The 15,276-nt window shown below is 58.7% G+C and carries 19 protein-coding genes and 1 tRNA gene; 10 read left to right on the forward strand and 10 right to left on the reverse strand.

The features are described 5' to 3' along the window. Positions 1-2: 2 nt before the first annotated feature. Entirely contained in the window at positions 3-2,225 is a 2,223-nt protein-coding gene (locus IFT44_RS09535; protein ID WP_122475262.1) for a DUF1631 domain-containing protein, read from the reverse strand. A 276-nt stretch (positions 2,226-2,501) separates the two neighbouring features. Here IFT44_RS09535 and nadC point away from each other — a divergent pair, with 276 nt between their 5' ends. The 5 genes from nadC (at position 2,502) to IFT44_RS09560 (ending at position 5,239) form a co-directional block, all read left to right on the forward strand. Beyond that, entirely contained in the window at positions 2,502-3,350 is an 849-nt protein-coding gene (gene nadC / locus IFT44_RS09540) for a carboxylating nicotinate-nucleotide diphosphorylase (protein ID WP_192054725.1), read from the forward strand. Between the two features lie 44 nt (positions 3,351-3,394). Next, a complete protein-coding gene (locus IFT44_RS09545) occupies positions 3,395-3,649 on the forward strand; it encodes a hypothetical protein (RefSeq protein ID WP_122475266.1) in 255 nt (84 codons plus the stop codon). Between the two features lie 179 nt (positions 3,650-3,828). Beyond that, on the forward strand, positions 3,829-4,413 hold the full coding sequence (locus IFT44_RS09550; protein ID WP_122475267.1) for an SMI1/KNR4 family protein: 585 nt from the start codon (positions 3,829-3,831) through the stop codon (positions 4,411-4,413). 221 nt (positions 4,414-4,634) lie between these two features. Then, positions 4,635-4,886, forward strand: coding sequence for a type II toxin-antitoxin system HicA family toxin (locus IFT44_RS09555; protein WP_122795362.1), 252 nt, complete (start codon positions 4,635-4,637; stop codon positions 4,884-4,886). Continuing rightward, complete coding sequence (locus tag IFT44_RS09560; RefSeq protein WP_192054727.1) at positions 4,883-5,239, forward strand: type II toxin-antitoxin system HicB family antitoxin; 357 nt, start codon at positions 4,883-4,885, stop codon at positions 5,237-5,239. Before IFT44_RS09555 ends, IFT44_RS09560 begins: the two co-directional genes overlap by 4 nt. A 31-nt stretch (positions 5,240-5,270) precedes the next feature. On the opposite strand, the gene IFT44_RS09565 is transcribed toward IFT44_RS09560, so the two are convergent. The 5 genes from IFT44_RS09565 to IFT44_RS09585 all read right to left on the reverse strand — a co-directional run bounded on the left by IFT44_RS09565 (position 5,271) and on the right by IFT44_RS09585 (position 8,610). Continuing rightward, positions 5,271-6,044: an EAL domain-containing protein gene (locus tag IFT44_RS09565; protein WP_122475272.1), complete on the reverse strand. Its 774-nt coding sequence runs from the start codon at positions 6,042-6,044 to the stop codon at positions 5,271-5,273. A 90-nt stretch (positions 6,045-6,134) separates the two neighbouring features. Next, positions 6,135-6,752 (reverse strand): TPM domain-containing protein, encoded by a 618-nt coding sequence (locus IFT44_RS09570; protein WP_192175809.1) that lies wholly within the window; start codon positions 6,750-6,752, stop codon positions 6,135-6,137. A gap of 18 nt (positions 6,753-6,770) precedes the next feature. After that, complete coding sequence (locus IFT44_RS09575) at positions 6,771-7,535, reverse strand: TPM domain-containing protein (protein ID WP_122475274.1); 765 nt, start codon at positions 7,533-7,535, stop codon at positions 6,771-6,773. Further along, entirely contained in the window at positions 7,532-8,131 is a 600-nt protein-coding gene (locus IFT44_RS09580) for a LemA family protein (RefSeq protein WP_122475276.1), read from the reverse strand. Before IFT44_RS09580 ends, IFT44_RS09575 begins: the two co-directional genes overlap by 4 nt. A 260-nt stretch (positions 8,132-8,391) precedes the next feature. After that, positions 8,392-8,610 (reverse strand): hypothetical protein, encoded by a 219-nt coding sequence (locus IFT44_RS09585; protein ID WP_192058563.1) that lies wholly within the window; start codon positions 8,608-8,610, stop codon positions 8,392-8,394. Positions 8,611-8,734: 124 nt separating this feature from the next. On the opposite strand from IFT44_RS09585, the gene IFT44_RS09590 reads away from it, so the two are divergent. Further along, positions 8,735-8,914, forward strand: coding sequence for a hypothetical protein (locus IFT44_RS09590; RefSeq protein ID WP_122475279.1), 180 nt, complete (start codon positions 8,735-8,737; stop codon positions 8,912-8,914). Between the two features lie 55 nt (positions 8,915-8,969). On the opposite strand, the gene IFT44_RS09595 is transcribed toward IFT44_RS09590, so the two are convergent. After that, on the reverse strand, positions 8,970-9,215 hold the full coding sequence (locus IFT44_RS09595) for a hypothetical protein (RefSeq protein WP_192175810.1): 246 nt from the start codon (positions 9,213-9,215) through the stop codon (positions 8,970-8,972). A gap of 166 nt (positions 9,216-9,381) precedes the next feature. On the opposite strand from IFT44_RS09595, the gene IFT44_RS09600 reads away from it, so the two are divergent. Beyond that, positions 9,382-10,149: a hypothetical protein gene (locus tag IFT44_RS09600; RefSeq protein WP_192102637.1), complete on the forward strand. Its 768-nt coding sequence runs from the start codon at positions 9,382-9,384 to the stop codon at positions 10,147-10,149. Here IFT44_RS09600 and IFT44_RS09605 read toward each other — a convergent pair. Then, complete coding sequence (locus IFT44_RS09605) at positions 10,146-10,556, reverse strand: VOC family protein (protein WP_192175811.1); 411 nt, start codon at positions 10,554-10,556, stop codon at positions 10,146-10,148. The genes IFT44_RS09600 and IFT44_RS09605 overlap by 4 nt on opposite strands. A gap of 471 nt (positions 10,557-11,027) precedes the next feature. Here IFT44_RS09605 and IFT44_RS09610 point away from each other — a divergent pair, with 471 nt between their 5' ends. Next, positions 11,028-11,333 carry a DUF1484 family protein gene (locus IFT44_RS09610; RefSeq protein ID WP_192175812.1) on the forward strand — a complete coding sequence of 102 codons (306 nt, stop codon included), beginning with the start codon at positions 11,028-11,030 and terminating at the stop codon, positions 11,331-11,333. Between the two features lie 75 nt (positions 11,334-11,408). Here the strand turns inward: IFT44_RS09610 and IFT44_RS09615 are convergent. Both IFT44_RS09615 and IFT44_RS09620 read right to left on the reverse strand, forming a co-directional pair. Further along, positions 11,409-11,484: transfer RNA gene (locus IFT44_RS09615), tRNA-Thr, on the reverse strand. 74 nt (positions 11,485-11,558) lie between these two features. Continuing rightward, positions 11,559-11,981, reverse strand: coding sequence for a pilin (locus IFT44_RS09620; RefSeq protein ID WP_192175813.1), 423 nt, complete (start codon positions 11,979-11,981; stop codon positions 11,559-11,561). A 375-nt stretch (positions 11,982-12,356) separates the two neighbouring features. Between IFT44_RS09620 and pilB the strand changes: the two genes are divergently transcribed. Then, a complete protein-coding gene (gene pilB, locus IFT44_RS09625) occupies positions 12,357-14,057 on the forward strand; it encodes a type IV-A pilus assembly ATPase PilB (protein WP_192175814.1) in 1,701 nt (566 codons plus the stop codon). Between the two features lie 3 nt (positions 14,058-14,060). Next, positions 14,061-15,275 (forward strand): type II secretion system F family protein, encoded by a 1,215-nt coding sequence (locus IFT44_RS09630; protein ID WP_192175815.1) that lies wholly within the window; start codon positions 14,061-14,063, stop codon positions 15,273-15,275. Position 15,276 lies beyond the last annotated feature (1 nt).

Consider the following 15,276-nt stretch of genomic DNA (forward strand, 5'->3'; position numbering starts at 1 on the left):
CATCAGTGTGCCTTGAGCTTGCGCAGGTTGGTGACCACCGAATCCAGGGCTCGATCGAACAACAAGGTGTCGTCGAGCACCCGCACGGTGCCGCGGCGGAACTCGATCGCCAGGCCCATGCGGGTCTTCTCAAGCACCTTCATGCCGGTGCGGTTGACGAACACGTACTTGCCCGAGGTCTCGATGATCGCGGTCAGCTTGCAGCGCAGCTTGAACTCATCGTTCTCCTGCAATTCCACCCAACTGCCGACACGCAGCTTGTCGACTTGCAGCAGGCCTGGATCATCGTCGGCCAGGCGTACTTGGGCCTCGCTGTCGGCAGCTTCGCCCGGGGACGCCAGCACGATCTCTTCGACCACCTGCACCAGCGATTCCTCACCAGGCATCACCCCCTCGACATTCGCCAGATCACGCTGGAACGCCTGCACATGCAGCACCTCCAGCTGACTGAAGAATTCACTGGTGGCGAACGGATCGAACGCAGTGCTGGTAAGACCGTCGCGAAGGGACTTGAGCAAGCCCGGCACCAGTTCCAGCAAACGCATGCGCATTTCCGGGTCGTCGTGAGGTTCGACGCTCCAGATCAGATCGTCGACCGTGGACAAGGCCGCCTGCCACTCGGACGAATTGGCCCCGTGTTTCAGGCACACCAGCAGCAATACGCGGCTCCAGGCGTCCTGCAGCACATTGACCACCACCTGCGGCAGCTTGCGCCCCAGCAGACGGCTGTTGAGTTCTTTCTCGACCAGATGCCGCGCCAGATCCGCACGGGCGCGGCCCTCTTCGGCATCGCGGGTACGCTGTTCGAGCAACTCGCTGCGACGACGCTCGTCATTGCTGAACGCAAGGAAGTCGACCAGCAGCTCGGAAAACAACGAGGTGTCGTCGACGAAATCGTTGAGCAGGCGCTGGACGATCTGGTCGATGCGCAGGTACAGCGCATCGCGCTGATAGTCGTCGCGGCTGCCCCAGCCCATCGCCGCCGAGGCGATTTCGTTGAGCAGCCGCCGCGCCGGGTGCGCACCCCGGCTGAAAAAACTCTTGTCCAGTACCGCGACCTTGAGCATGGGAATCTGCAGGCGTGCGATCAGGGCTTTCAGCGAGTCGGGCAGGTTGCGATCGTCGAGGATGAATTCGAACAGCATGGCAATCAGGTTGATGACGTCTTCGTCCATCACCCCGACTACCCGAAACTTGCCGCTCTTGACGCTGACGCGGGTAAGCAGTTGTTCCAGCTGCTGGCGCAGGTCGTAGTCGTTCTGCGGCGGCTGCTGGGGCACGTACTGCTGCAAGTGGGACAGCAGGCGCAGCAGATCGCTGGTCGAGATCGGCATGGCCTCGCTCGGCGGCTCCATCTTCGGCGCCATGCTGCCGCGCAGGTCGTGCAGCAAGTCCTGCAGGGCGCCAAACGCTTCCTGCACATTCTCGTCACGCTGAGCGGACTTGCTCGGCGCCTCGGCGCGTGTTTCCGGCTCGGTGGCAGCGGGGCGCGGGCGGTCGCTGGAGCGGTCGGCGGCGCGACGCGCAGGCGCGGCCTTGAGCTCGGGCAGGATGCCGGCCGCGATGAGCAGTTGATTGGCCTCGGCGTACAGCTGATCGGTATCGGTAAGAACGTATTTCTCGAACAGCTTGAGGATGATCAGCTTGACCTTGATCTCCACACCCAGGCTGCGCCCGGCCTGGAGGAAATAGTCGCACAGCATGACCGGCCCGAGCGGATTGGTGGAATCGTCCAGGCGGCGAGTCAGTAGCACATTCAAGCGGGTCGTCAGTTGGCCCAGGGCAAAACTGTCACGGCTGAGGACCTTGGCCACCATCGCATCCAGTGCCACCGTGCGTTCCAACTCGTCGTTGGGTACCAGCGCCAGCTTGTCGTAGCTCAGCGGCGGCGGCGCGCTGGCCTCGACCGTGTCGTACTGACCGACGCGCACGAAGCTCTCGTAGAATTTCTCGAGGAAACCGCGCTCGATGCTCTTGCGCTTGAGGCGCAGGTCGCGCATGGCTTCGAAGAAGGTATTCTGATCGACGTTGTTCAACGCCCGGTCGGCCATTTCGAACAGGGTATCGTCGGCGTTATCGAACAACACCTGCAGGGCCTGCTTGAGCTGCAGCGCGGCTTTGTCGCGCACCTGCAACAGGACGACAGGCAGGCGCACACTGGCAGGCTGGCTCGCGTGATCGGCGGCAGCCTTGTTCAGTGAAACCACTTTCCCATCGTTCGCCATCAAGACCCCCACCAAGAGAAATAGAGCGTCGACATCCCTGTCAACCACGTGACGTCATTTACCTGACCTCACCGACAGTGATCTCTGACTACCAAGGTGGCAAGCAGTTCAGCGAACACGGGGCTAAGTAGGAGATTGACCGTAAATATGTACGAAAGCTCACAGCAGCCGACCAAATGCACAGCTTTTTACCGTGCGTGAAGGCGCGGGCTACAGGGCTTCGCTCCAAGCGCTGCAGTATCCTATAATCCGGCCACTTTGCCGATGGAGCGCGTCATGTCCAATCTTCGTCTTGCCGATCTGACCGCTGAAATCGAAGCCAACGTGCGCCGTGCGTTGTTCGAAGACGTGGGCAGCGGCGATATCACTGCGCAACTGATCCCGGCCGAGCGCCTGGCCAAGGCCAGCATCATCACCCGCGATGCCTGCATCGTTGCCGGCAGCGCCTGGGTCGATGCCGTGTTTCGCCAGCTCGACCCGCGCGTGGCGGTGCATTGGCAGGTAGTGGATGGGCAGCAGGCCCAGCCCAACCAGCCCTTGTTTCACCTCGAAGGCCCGGCACGCTCGCTGCTGACCGGTGAGCGCAGCGCGCTGAATTTTCTGCAACTGCTGTCGGCCGTGGCCACCCGCGCGCGGTATTTCGCCGAGCGTGTCGGCCATACCCAGGTCAAGCTGCTGGACACGCGCAAGACCGTGCCGGGCCTGCGCCTGGCGCAAAAGTACGCGGTGACCTGCGGTGGCTGCCACAACCACCGGATCGGCCTGTACGATGCCTTCCTGATCAAGGAAAACCACATCGCCGCCTGCGGTGGCGTGGCTCAGGCAGTAGCGGCGGCGCAGCGCATCGCGCCGGGCAAGCCGGTGGAAATCGAAGTCGAAAGCCTGGATGAGTTGCGCGAAGCCCTGGCAGCGGGTGCCGACATCGTCATGCTCGACGAGCTCAGCCTCGCCGACATGCGCGAAGCCGTGAGCATCAATGCTGGCCAGGCCAAACTCGAAGCCAGTGGCGGCATCAACGATTCGACCCTGGTCAGCATTGCCGAAACAGGGGTGGACTACATCTCGATCGGCAGCCTGACCAAGGATGTAAAAGCGGTAGACCTGTCCATGCGCCTGAGCCTGTGACAGCCCACATAGATATCGACCAGCAAAGGTATGGAGTTTTCGCAGTGACCAGCACATCCACCCAAGGCGCTTACCAGGTCTACATCATCCGCATCGACGGCACCCGCTTCGGCCCCTTCGACTCGTCCCTGGAGCCCAACAAGGCGTTGATCTACGAAGTAACGCTCAATGCCGGCGCAGGCGACCGGATCGAATTGCATGACGCCGCCGGAGAGGTACAGACCCACGTGATCTCCAACACCCATTTCCAGCCGCAGATGAGCGACGTGCCCGCCCACTACACCGTTCGCTGGCGCTGATACCCCGCGGGCCTCTGTGATAGCAGAGCTCTGTGAGAGCGGGCTCTGCCCGCGAAGAGGCCAGCAGCCCAACAACCCCCTCCAAGTCCCCCCACATACCCCCAAACAGTAAATTCCCTTGACTCACCGCCACGAATCGCCCAAAGGTGCTCAAACAAAACCCGTGTAAGGAAGCAGCCTTGAGCATCGTCGAACAGTTCCACTCAGGCCTCAAAGCCGCCCTGCCCGCCGCCAGCCTTGACGAACTCGCGTTCGCCACCGGCGCCTCGCCCACCCAACTGGACGCTCTCAAAGAGGTCTACCCGGACTGCCCGGACAGCCTGCTGCAACTGCTTGCCAAGGTGAACGGCACGCACTGGCAGAAGTACGAAAAAGGTGAAGTCTCGGTGCTCATCCTGGGCTCGGACATCGCCGAATACCCGTACTACCTGCGCTCGGTCGAGCAGATCCTCGAAGACCGCGCCGCCAACGACAAAAGCATCGCCGACATCTACGACGACTTCTTTCTGGAAAACCCGGAAATGGTCGATCGACGCATCGACGCCGACGTCAGCCTGGGCGAGCGCCTGTGCTTCTCGCACTGCATGAACAACGGCGGCACGTCCACGCTGTTCATCGACTTCAACCCGACCGGCAAAGGCACCAAAGGCCAGGTCATCCGCTTCGTCCACGACCCGGACGAATACGTGGTCATCGCCGACAGCTTCGACGACTACCTGAAGATGCTGATCGACGACAAGTTCGCGTTCATTCTCGAAGATTGATGCACCAATGACCGAGCTCATTCCACGAATGAGCTCGGTCATTGCATGGATAGTTACAACTCGTATTACCCCTCGGCCTCAGGGCCTTCCCGCACCCCCGCACATCCTTCGTATCACTTCCATTTGTCCGAAAACCCGGCCCTGCGCTACACATAGCTGGGCACCACACATTGACTTGAAAACGGACAGCAACTAAATTCAGTTGCACAAAAGGAGTGGTAATGTCCAGGCATGGAAAGCTGGTCGCCAAACTGATCTCGCAGGAAAGTGAGTTCACATGGCCTGAACTGGTGAGCCTGCTGCAAGGGTTCGGCTTTCAGCCAGTCCAGGGAAGCGGCAGCCGCGTGAAGTTCCACAATGGTAATCCCGCAGCGTTGATCAGCCTTCATCGCCCTCATCCGGGTAGTGAAATCAAGCCCTACATCCGCCGCCAGATCATCGCGCAATTGAAAAATGGAGGCTTGCTGCCATGAACCAACTGCTTCAACACCGCGGCTACTTCGGATCGATCGAAGCAAGCCCGGAAGACGACTGCCTGTATGGCAAAGCACAGTTCATTCGGGCGCTGATCAGCTATGAAGGGCAAACCGTTGCGCAATTGATCGCCGCTTTTCGGGCCGCAGTGGATGACTATCTGGAGACCTGCGCGGATTTGAAGGTCACGCCGGAGATTTCCTGCAAGGGCTCCTTCAATGTGCGCATTGGCCACGAACTGCATCTGGCGGCCAGCATCGCGGCAAATCGGCAAAGCATTACGCTCAATGACCTGACCAAACAGGCACTCGCCAGTTATCTGCATTACGAGTCGACAAACCGTGCCGATTGATCAGCCTGCCAGACACTCCAAGGCTTGAGCGTCAACGCTTGAGCGGCAACTCGCCGATGGCGGGACGGGCGAACAGGTAGCCTTGCTGCAGATCGATACCCAATGATTGCAAGGCCGTGCTTTCACCCACGGTTTCGACGCCCTCGGCCACCACTGTGATGTTCAGCTTGCCGGCCACCAGCACGATCCCCGCCACGATGGCTTGCCGCACAGCGTCTTGATCCAAGGCGCGAGTCAGCGCCATGTCGATTTTCAGCACGTTGGGCTGGAACGTCGCAAGCATGTTCAAACCCGAATACCCCGAACCGAAATCGTCGATTGCCGTAGTGAAGCCCTGCTTCTCGTATTCAGCGAAAATCGACTGCAGATGCGCCGGATCATCCACACGCTCACCTTCGGTGACTTCGAACATCAGCCGATTCAACGGAAAACCGAATTCGCGGGCAGCCTCGAGCGTTGCGCGAATGCACGTTTCGGCGCGATAGACGGCTTTGGGCAGGAAATTGATGCTCAGCAGGCAGTCGGGCAAGTCGAGCAAACCCCAACGGGTTGCCAATTCGATGGCCTTGACTCGGCAGGCCTGGTCGAAGCGGTAGCGATTGCCATCGTTCACCATACTCAGGATGCTGAACGCGGACTCGCCGTTGATGCCGCGCACCAGCGCCTCGTACGCCCAGGGCTTGCCACTGCGCACATCGAGAATCGGCTGGAACGCCATGGTGAAGTCGAAACCCAGTGCATCCAGGTTTCGACAGTCGGAACAACCCACTGCCTTGAACGGCTGGGGAAAAATGATCGGGCTCATAGCGAGGCTCCGTGGGCAAAGAACGAATGATAGCGCATTGCCACTTCGACAGCTCATAGCCTCGCTAGATCCGTCTGATTGGCCGAACGGTCAGCCCAGTACGACCAACCGATCCGGTAGCTCGTTACGAGGATGAGTGACCGGCACGTGCTCACGCAACACCTCGCCACACGCCTGGATACAGCCGACGAAACCTTCCATCGTTTCACCACGCTTGACCCGCGCAGTGAACGCTTCGACGATCGCGTTCCAGGTGTCATCCCCGACGCGACTGGAAATCCCCTCGTCCACCAGAATTTCCACGTACCGTTCTGCCTCCGAAACGAAGATCAGCATCCCCGTTCCGCCCTGGGTGTGATGCAATTTGCGCTCCAGAAACTGCCGACGCGCCATGTTCGCCGCTCGCCAATGCCGCACTCGGCGCGGTACCAACGCCGTGGTCAGGGCCGGAATGCGAAACAGCAGCCCCAGCACGATGAAGGTTGCCCACTGCGCCAGCAGCAAGTGATGAGCGTTCAGCCAGCCGGGGTAATAGTTGATCAGACCTGGCACCAGCAATGCGATCAACCCCGCCCACAACAACGGAATGTAGGTGTAGTCGTCCGAGTGCGGTGCAAGCACCGTGACCAGCTCGGCGTCGGTGTGCAGTTCTGCCTCGGCAATCGCCGTGGCCACGCGCTTCTGCGCGCTTTCGTCCAGTAATGTCATGCTGCGTACCTGCTCGATTTACCAGCCACCCGATGCACCCCCGCCGCCGAAGCCGCCGCCACCGCCACCAAAACCGCCACCGCCGCCGCCGAAACCACCGCCGCCACGACCGCCACCCAGCAGGCCGCCGAGCACCGCACCCGTAAGTACCGAGCGACCACCGCCGCCTCGGCCACCGCGCCCGCCTCCGCCACCACCGCGAATCATCACGATCACGATAATGATCAGAATCAGGAACGCCGGCCATGGCAGACGCTGCTGGTCCTGGCCCTGGTCCTGCGCATTGCTGCGCTGCGGCTCGGCCAGAGGGTCGCCCCCCAGCACCTGCAACATGGCCGCCGCGCCCGCACGAATGCCGCCAGCGAAATCGCCCTGGCGGAACGACGGCACGATCACGTTATTGATGATGATGGAGGACTGCGCATCGGTCAGTTGCCCTTCCAGGCCATAACCGACCTCGATGCGCACCTTGCGCTCGGCCTTGGCGACGATCAGCAAGGCGCCATTGTCCTTGCCTTTCTGACCAATGCCCCAGGCACGCCCGAGCTGGTAGCCGTAATCGGCGATGTCCGTGCCCTGCAGGTCCGGCACGGTCACCACCACGACCTGCTCGGAAGTCGCCTGCTCGTGTGCCTCGAGCATCTGGCTGAGCTGGCTGCGGGTCTGCCCGTCGAGCAGGCCCGCCTGGTCCACCACCCGACCGCTGAGCGCCGGAAACTCCAGCGCTCCGGCCGTGGCAGCCCACAGCAGCATCAACAGCGGCAGGCACCGCCATGGCTTCATTGGAACTTCACGCTCGGCGCTTGCTCGGCATTGGGTGCCGTGGCCTTGAAGTTCTCGCGAACCTTCTGATCACGGTACATGGTCATCTGCCACAGCTTGCCGGGGAAGGTACGGATCTCGGTGTTGTACTTCTCGACCGAGGCAATGAAGTCGCGACGTGCTACCGCAATACGGTTCTCGGTGCCTTCAAGCTGCGATTGCAGCGCCAGGAAGTTCTGGTTCGACTTCAGGTCAGGATAACGCTCGACCGTCACCATCAAACGGCTCAAGGCGCCGCTGAGTTGCTGCTGGGCCTGATCGAACTGCTGCAGCTTGGCCGGATCGTCCAGCGTGTTGGCATCGACCTGGATCGACGTGGCTTTGGCGCGTGCCTCGATCACTCGGGTCAGGGTGTCCTGCTCCTGCTTGGCGTAGCCCTTCACCGTTTCCACCAGATTGGGGATCAGGTCGGCACGACGCTGGTACTGGTTCTCCACCTGAGCCCAGGCCGATTTCACCTGTTCGTCATATTGCGGAATGTTATTGACGCCGCAGCCACTGAGCAGCGTGGTGAACATCAGCACGGTCAACAACCGTGTGCGCAGGGAAATGGTCATGGTGGGGTCAAGCTCCTTGGAAGGCAGTGGTCATGGCCACTGCAACGCGCCGACGCCCGGTTCGGGTCGACGCTTGAATAGGTGAGGTTAGCAGGCCTGGCTGGGCGAAACGCCAAATCGCAGACAAAGAAAAGCCCGCCGACGGGGAGGAAAGCGGGCTTGAAGAAGGAGCAAGGTCAACATTACGCCCAAGAATGTAAATGCCGCGTGAAACGGATGTGAACGGACGGTTAGCTGCACTTTTCTCCTTTTTCACGACATCAACGACCGTCGGCGATCTTGCGTTCGATCTCGGCGGTCTTGCGCTGCAAGGTCTCGGCGTCCTGCTCTTTCTCCTTGATGGAGGTAGGCGTGATGACCTTGTCGACGCCTTCGGTGGCCGGCGTTTCATGCTCGATGTCGCGTTCGACCACGTTCACCGGCTTGCCGCTGGCATCGAGGGTCGGGGCTTTTGGCTGGATTTCATCGCGTGTGGTCATGGTAGGAAGCCTCTGATGATAGGTAGAGATTCGAGGCATTGCAGGCAAGGTAAGTTCCTGTGCAACGCTTCGGACTGCACCTTGGCCGAGGGCGCCGGTCACAGCTTCTTTGGGAGGAAAAACCATGGCCATCTCCGTCAAGAAACTCGAAGGCAATGACATCCCCGAGCAGTACCGGACACACGACATGGACCCGGTGTTTCAGGTTCAGGACAGCGAAGGACAGTTGCACATACGCACCAGTGACGTGGAAGCCGCTGCCCTGGCAGTGGAATTCAGCGAACAGGACAAGCAGCCCGAGTGACCGAACAAGGCGTGCAGGACGTTGCCGACCTGCACGCCTCGTTCAACGGCCCCGCCTAATCGCCGAGCAACCACACACCGGCGCTGACCAATGCCGCAATCAGCGTGCCGCCGAACAGGGCGTACTCAAGCTTGCTGCGATTCAGCGCCTGGACCACGTGCTCGATGTAGGCCTCGATATCCGCCGCCCGGCGGCGCATCTCCAGGCCTTCGATGACGTCTTGCACGCGTGCATCCAACAACGGCGATACACACAGATAGACCGAAGCGTAGCTGGCCATAATGATGAAGAAGTATTTCACGGTTGGCATCCTTGCCCAGAGTCAGGGGCGGGCTTATAGGCTGTCGGCACACAGGACGAAAACGATACAGGTCGAGGCAAACAATCGCCATTCCCGGCGCCGATTGAATAAAAGCCCAACGTCGAATCATGTACAACGTATGGACTAAAAACAACGACGCACGTACATGACTGTTTTCTACCTCAAGCTACTCATCACGCCGCTGCTCATGCTGTTCATCTCCATCGCTGCCAAACGCTGGGGTACACACGTTGGCGGGCTGCTGTCCGGGCTTCCAGTGACCTCCGCCGTGGTGATGCTGTTTCTCAGCCTCGAACAAGGCCCGGGGTTCGTGGCAATGGCAGTGCCCGGCGCACTGGCCGGCGTGGCGGCAATTCAGGCAACCTACCTGTTCTATCTTGCGGTGACCCGCCATGTTTCGGTGGTGCTCGGATGCCTGGCCGCCGTGGTGTTCTATGTTGCCACAGCGCTACTGATGAACCGGCTGGGATCACCCATTGCCTCCATTGCCATTACCCTGTGCTTGGTGGTCGTGCTGATTCGGGTGACGTCGAACGATGGCAAAGCCCTGGCGCCCCCGGTCGCGTTACCCAGCTGGATCATCCCCATGCGGATGTTGACCGCTACCCTCCTGCTGCTACTGATCACCGCAGGGGCGCAGTGGTTGGGCCCCGTGGTAAGCGGCTACCTGGCGCCCATTCCGATCATCGCCTGGCCGCTCGCCGTTTTTGCGCATGTGCAAGGCGGACGCCAGGAACTCGCGGCGATTGTCAGAGGCAACGCGATTGGCGCCGTCGGCGTGATCGGCTTCTACCTCAGCTTGCAGGAGATGGTAGTGCAACTAGGCATACTGCCCGCCGTGGCGACAGGCGTGTTGCTGGCGGTACTGTTGACGGCTGGGGTTGCCCGCCTGGCCAACTTGCGTCGGAGTTAAGCTGAACTGGCCATATCCGATGCATGAACGAAACATAACTTGTTGCCTTCAGGGTCCCGGCAATAGGCGCCGTAGTAGTCCTCTGAATACTGCGGCCGCAAACCCGGCGCCCCCTCGTCCATACCGCCGCTATCCAACGCCGCCTGCCACGCGTCCCGCACCTGCTGCTGCGACTGCGCCGCAAAGCTGACCTGCATGCCGTTGCCCCAGGTGGCCGGGAGGCCGTTGAACGGGAGTTGGACGTAGACCTGGGGCCAAGGTTTATCGGGCCGCTGCCAGCCGGCGCCAGCTGGGCCCCCGTCGTTTTCTTCCGGCATGCGGATGAGGCCCAGGGCTTGGAAAATTTGGTCGTAGAAGGCGACCATTTTTTGTAGGTCGCGGGCGCCGATTTGGATGTGGCTGAACATGCTCTACCCCTAGGCCTGATCACATGTGGATGACTGACTGGATGACAGCATTTCCAACGATGTCGGCCAAGCATCTTGCCTTGATTTTATATTCCTATCGCGCGTACATTCGCCTCGTCGCTGCAAAATCAGCGACCGGGTTTGGTCGCCCGAGTAGATAAAGGCGCTACAGCGCCCCATCACGACTGCAGGCGCTTTTTTTGCGCAGGCAGCCTCGTGTCATGGCGGCTGTGCGCAGGACACCCTCGGGTGTGCCGGATTCCTTTATCGCCGGTCGACCAACCTTCGTACAGCTGCCACCCACTCGTTTGGTCGCGAGCGTGGCGGCGTCTACTCGATAGAGGAACGCCTCATGAAAACTACTTTTGCGCTTGTAGCCCGCTCATACCCCATTAGCTGGCCGAGACCTTGTCGGCATAGCGTTGTGCCAAGTTTGAAAATGTCATTGCCATCGCCAAGCGAGGGCACGCGATGAATACGCGTTCGAACCGACTTGCCCATATACAAACGGATCTGCAGTACTGGCTCGGGGCAGACGGTCCCAATGGTTCCGGTGAAGACGTCAGAGGAAGACTTTCGGCGCTCGCGGATGGGGTTGCCGTATTGCAGAAATCCGTCAGTACGTTGAGCGAAGTGAACGGCGCGCTGGAGGTGGTACTGCAGCTGCTGTTCGATGCGGAGGCGGAGAAAATTTCGTGCAACCACCTTTACTGCTTGATGGAGCCTATTCAAGGGAAGCTTGACGGGGCGTTGGAGCGGATGGGGGGTGTGGTTTAGCAGGAGGGAGGTGTGGTCGTGCGCGGGGGTTTAAGGGTTAACGAAACTGGTCTTAGGATCTGGGCTGAGATTGGATGGTGCCGGAGATAGGAATCGAACCTACGACCTTCGCGTTACGAGTGCGCTGCTCTACCGACTGAGCTACACCGGCGAATATCTCCAAATGACAGTCAAGATGGTAGGTGCACGGAGAATGCTCAGCACACCTACTATGATTCCGATCAATTACTTACAAGAACCAGGCATCCAGTTTGCAGGGGTGCCGGCACAGGTCCAGCTAACAATATCAGTCTTGCCTGTATTTGGAGTAGGCGTCATCACAACAGTAGTGTCAGTACCGGTTGTAACTTTGATTGCACCAGTTACCGTAATCACCCCGGTAGTATCGGCAACTGTGAGCGCCTTCGCGTATTTAGTAGGCACAAAACTGTCGCCACCACATGATGCAAGACCGGCCAGAGCACCTTTCGAAGCTACCGTTTCGGTGACACATGTCCGCGCACTACTTGCAGCCAAGATCAACTCTGAAGCTTTTGCTCGCGCCGTATAGTCTTGATAGGCAGGCAAAGCAACTGCTGCGAGGATACCAATAATCGCCACGACAATCATCAGTTCGATCAGCGTAAAGCCCTTTTGCAACTTGTTCATAGTGGTTCCTCACAGTGCGAAAATTTTCGATGTGCAGAGAGCATATTTCAAAAGCCCATCTTGCAGTAATCTTGTAAAAGCATGATCCATGCCAATTTTGCCGCTACGATTTGTTTGGCTAAAATCGTTCGAAATCCAGACTGAGATGGACGATCTGCGCCATATCTGACAATTTTTGTCACGTTCCACGTTTCATTTTGTTTTATGTTTCCATGGTCGCCTTGAAAGGCCATTCTTAATAAGGGGATATCTTGGCATTTGATCTCCGCACTCGCCACATAAACGCGGTGGCACATATCTCGAACAAGGGCATCCGATTTGGCAGCACTGCCCGACTACGCTATAAAACACAGACTGTCCGTACTCGGTGCCCACATGAACGATATCGCCCTCACTGGCTTGGCCAAGCAATTGGTCGTTGCTGAACTCCTGACTGACAAGACTGCGCAGCAGGCCTATCAGCAGGCTCAACGCAGCCGTGTCCCGCTTGTTCACTACCTGGTGCAGAACAAGCTCGCAAAAAGCCGCGATATTGCTGAAATCGCCGCCGATCAGTTCGGCATTTCGTTTCTGGATTTGGCTGTGGTTGACCGCGAAGGGCAGCCTCGCGGGCTGGTCAGCGAAAAGTTGGTTCGCCAGCATCACGCCCTTCCCCTCTGGCGACGCGGCAATAAATTATTCGTAGGGATCTCGGATCCTACCAACCATCAAGCCATCACTGACATCCAGTTCAATACAGGCCTGACGACCGAAGCGATTCTTGTCGAGGATGACAAGCTGACCGAGGCCATCGAGAAGTTTTTCGAAAGCGGCACTACCGGCCTTGAGGAGCTCAGCGATGTAGACCTGGACGGACTTGACGTTGAAACCGTCACCGACAACAGGAACGACTCCATTGCAGGCCAAGACGCCGACGACGCCCCTGTCGTGCGTTTCGTCAACAAAATGCTGCTCGATGCTATCCGCGGCGGTTCATCCGACCTGCACTTCGAACCCTATGAAAAAGCCTATCGCGTCCGGTTCCGGACTGACGGCATGCTGCGCGAAATCGCTCGTCCGCCGATTAACCTGGCAGGCCGCATTGCGGCGCGTCTCAAGGTCATGGCCAGTCTCGATATCTCCGAGCGGCGCAAGCCGCAGGACGGCCGGATCAAGATGCGCATCTCGAAAAACAAGGCCATCGACTTTCGGGTGAACACCCTTCCCACGCTGTGGGGCGAGAAGATCGTGATGCGTATTCTCGATCCGTCGAGTGCGCAGATGGGTATCGATGCACTGGGTTATGAACCGCATCAGAAAGAGCTCTACCTCCAGGCCTTGAAGCAACCACAGGGGATGATTCTGGTCACCGGCCCCACAGGCTCAGGCAAGACCGTGTCGCTCTACACCGGCATCAACATACTGAATACGGTGGACATCAACATCTCCACAGCCGAGGACCCGGTTGAAATCAACATGGAGGGTATTAACCAGGTCAACGTCAATAACAGGCAAGGGCTCGACTTCGCTCAGGCCCTGCGTTCGTTCCTGCGTCAGGATCCTGACGTGATCATGGTGGGTGAGATCCGCGACCTGGAAACCGCCGAGATCGCCATCAAGGCGGCGCAGACCGGCCACCTCGTGCTTTCTACGCTGCACACCAACAGCGCCGCAGAGACGCTGACTCGTTTGCAGAACATGGGTGTGGCTGGCTTCAATATTGCAACATCGGTGAGCCTGATCATTGCGCAGCGACTGGCAAGGAAGCTGTGCCCGCATTGCCGCAAAGAGGCGGACATTCCCCGTGACGCGCAGATCGAGGAAGGTTTCGCACCTGAGCTGGTAGGGACTTTCAAGATCTACGAGCCTGTGGGGTGCGAACAGTGCAACGGCGGCTATCGCGGTCGACAGGGCATCTATGAGGTGGTGAAAGTCACCAAGGAGTTGCAGCGGATGATCATGGAAGCCAACAACGCTATCGAAATTGCGGCACAGATGCGCAAGGAAGGTTTCAGCGATTTGCGAGCGTCAGGTCTGGTCAAGGTTATGCAAGGGGTCACCAGCCTTGCCGAAGTCAACCGAGTCACCAAGGATTAAGCAATGGCGGTCAAAGCAAAGGTCAACGTCTATGCCTGGGAAGGGATAGACCGCAAAGGCACCAAGATGTCTGGGGAGCTGAGCGGCCACAATCCGGCGTTGATCAAGGCGCAGTTGCGCAAGCAGGGGATCAACCCGGGCAAGGTCAAGAAGAAGGGTACTTCGCTGTTCGGCAAGGGCAAGCGTATCAAGCCTATGGACATTGCCCTGTTTACTCGGCAGATGTCGACCATGATGCGTGCCGGGGTGCCTCTACTACAGTCGTTCGACATCATTTCCGAAGGTGTCGACAACCCCAACATGCGCAAGCTGGTCGACGAAATCAAACAGGAAGTGGCGGCCGGTAACAGCTTTGCTTCGTCGCTGCGCAAGAAGCCGGAATATTTCGACGACCTCTACTGCAACCTGGTAGACGCAGGTGAGCAAGCCGGTGCTTTGGAAACTTTGCTGGACCGAGTGGCCACCTACAAAGAAAAGACTGAGCAGTTGAAAGCCAAGATCAAGAAAGCGATGACTTATCCTATTGCGGTAGTGGTTGTTGCCATCATTGTTTCCGGGATTCTGTTGATCAAAGTAGTACCGCAGTTCAAATCCATCTTCGAAGGCTTTGGTGCCGAACTTCCGGCGTTCACCCTGATGGTGATGGGGTTGTCCGACGTGGTTCAGGAGTGGTACTTGCTCCTATTAGCGGGCTTCGTATGTTTGTTCTTCGGTTTCAAACATGCGATGAAACGTAGCCAAAAGCTACGTGACACGGTGGATCGCTGGTTGCTCAAGGTGCCAATCGTGGGCGCGATTCTGTACAAGTCAGCGGTGGCCCGTTACGCGCGCACGCTCTCCACCACGTTCGCTGCAGGCGTGCCGCTGGTCGATGCATTGGATTCAGTTTCAGGCGCCACCGGCAACGTTGTTTTCAAGAATGCCGTAAATCGTATTAAAGCTGATGTTTCTACCGGTATGCAGCTGAATTTTTCCATGCGCTCCACAGGCGTTTTTCCCACTTTGGCAATTCAGATGACCGCCATCGGCGAAGAGTCTGGCGCACTGGACGATATGCTCGATCGCGTCGCTACAATCTATGAAGCCGACGTGGACAACATGGTAGACAGTCTTACCAGTCTCATGGAGCCCATGATTATGTCGGTTCTTGGCGTAGTAGTAGGCGGCCTAGTTATCGCAATGTATCTTCCTATCTTTCAGCTCGGCAACGCAGTCTAAG

This window comes from Pseudomonas sp. CFBP 13710 (genome assembly GCF_014842235.1).
Classification (GTDB): domain Bacteria; phylum Pseudomonadota; class Gammaproteobacteria; order Pseudomonadales; family Pseudomonadaceae; genus Aquipseudomonas; species Aquipseudomonas baltica.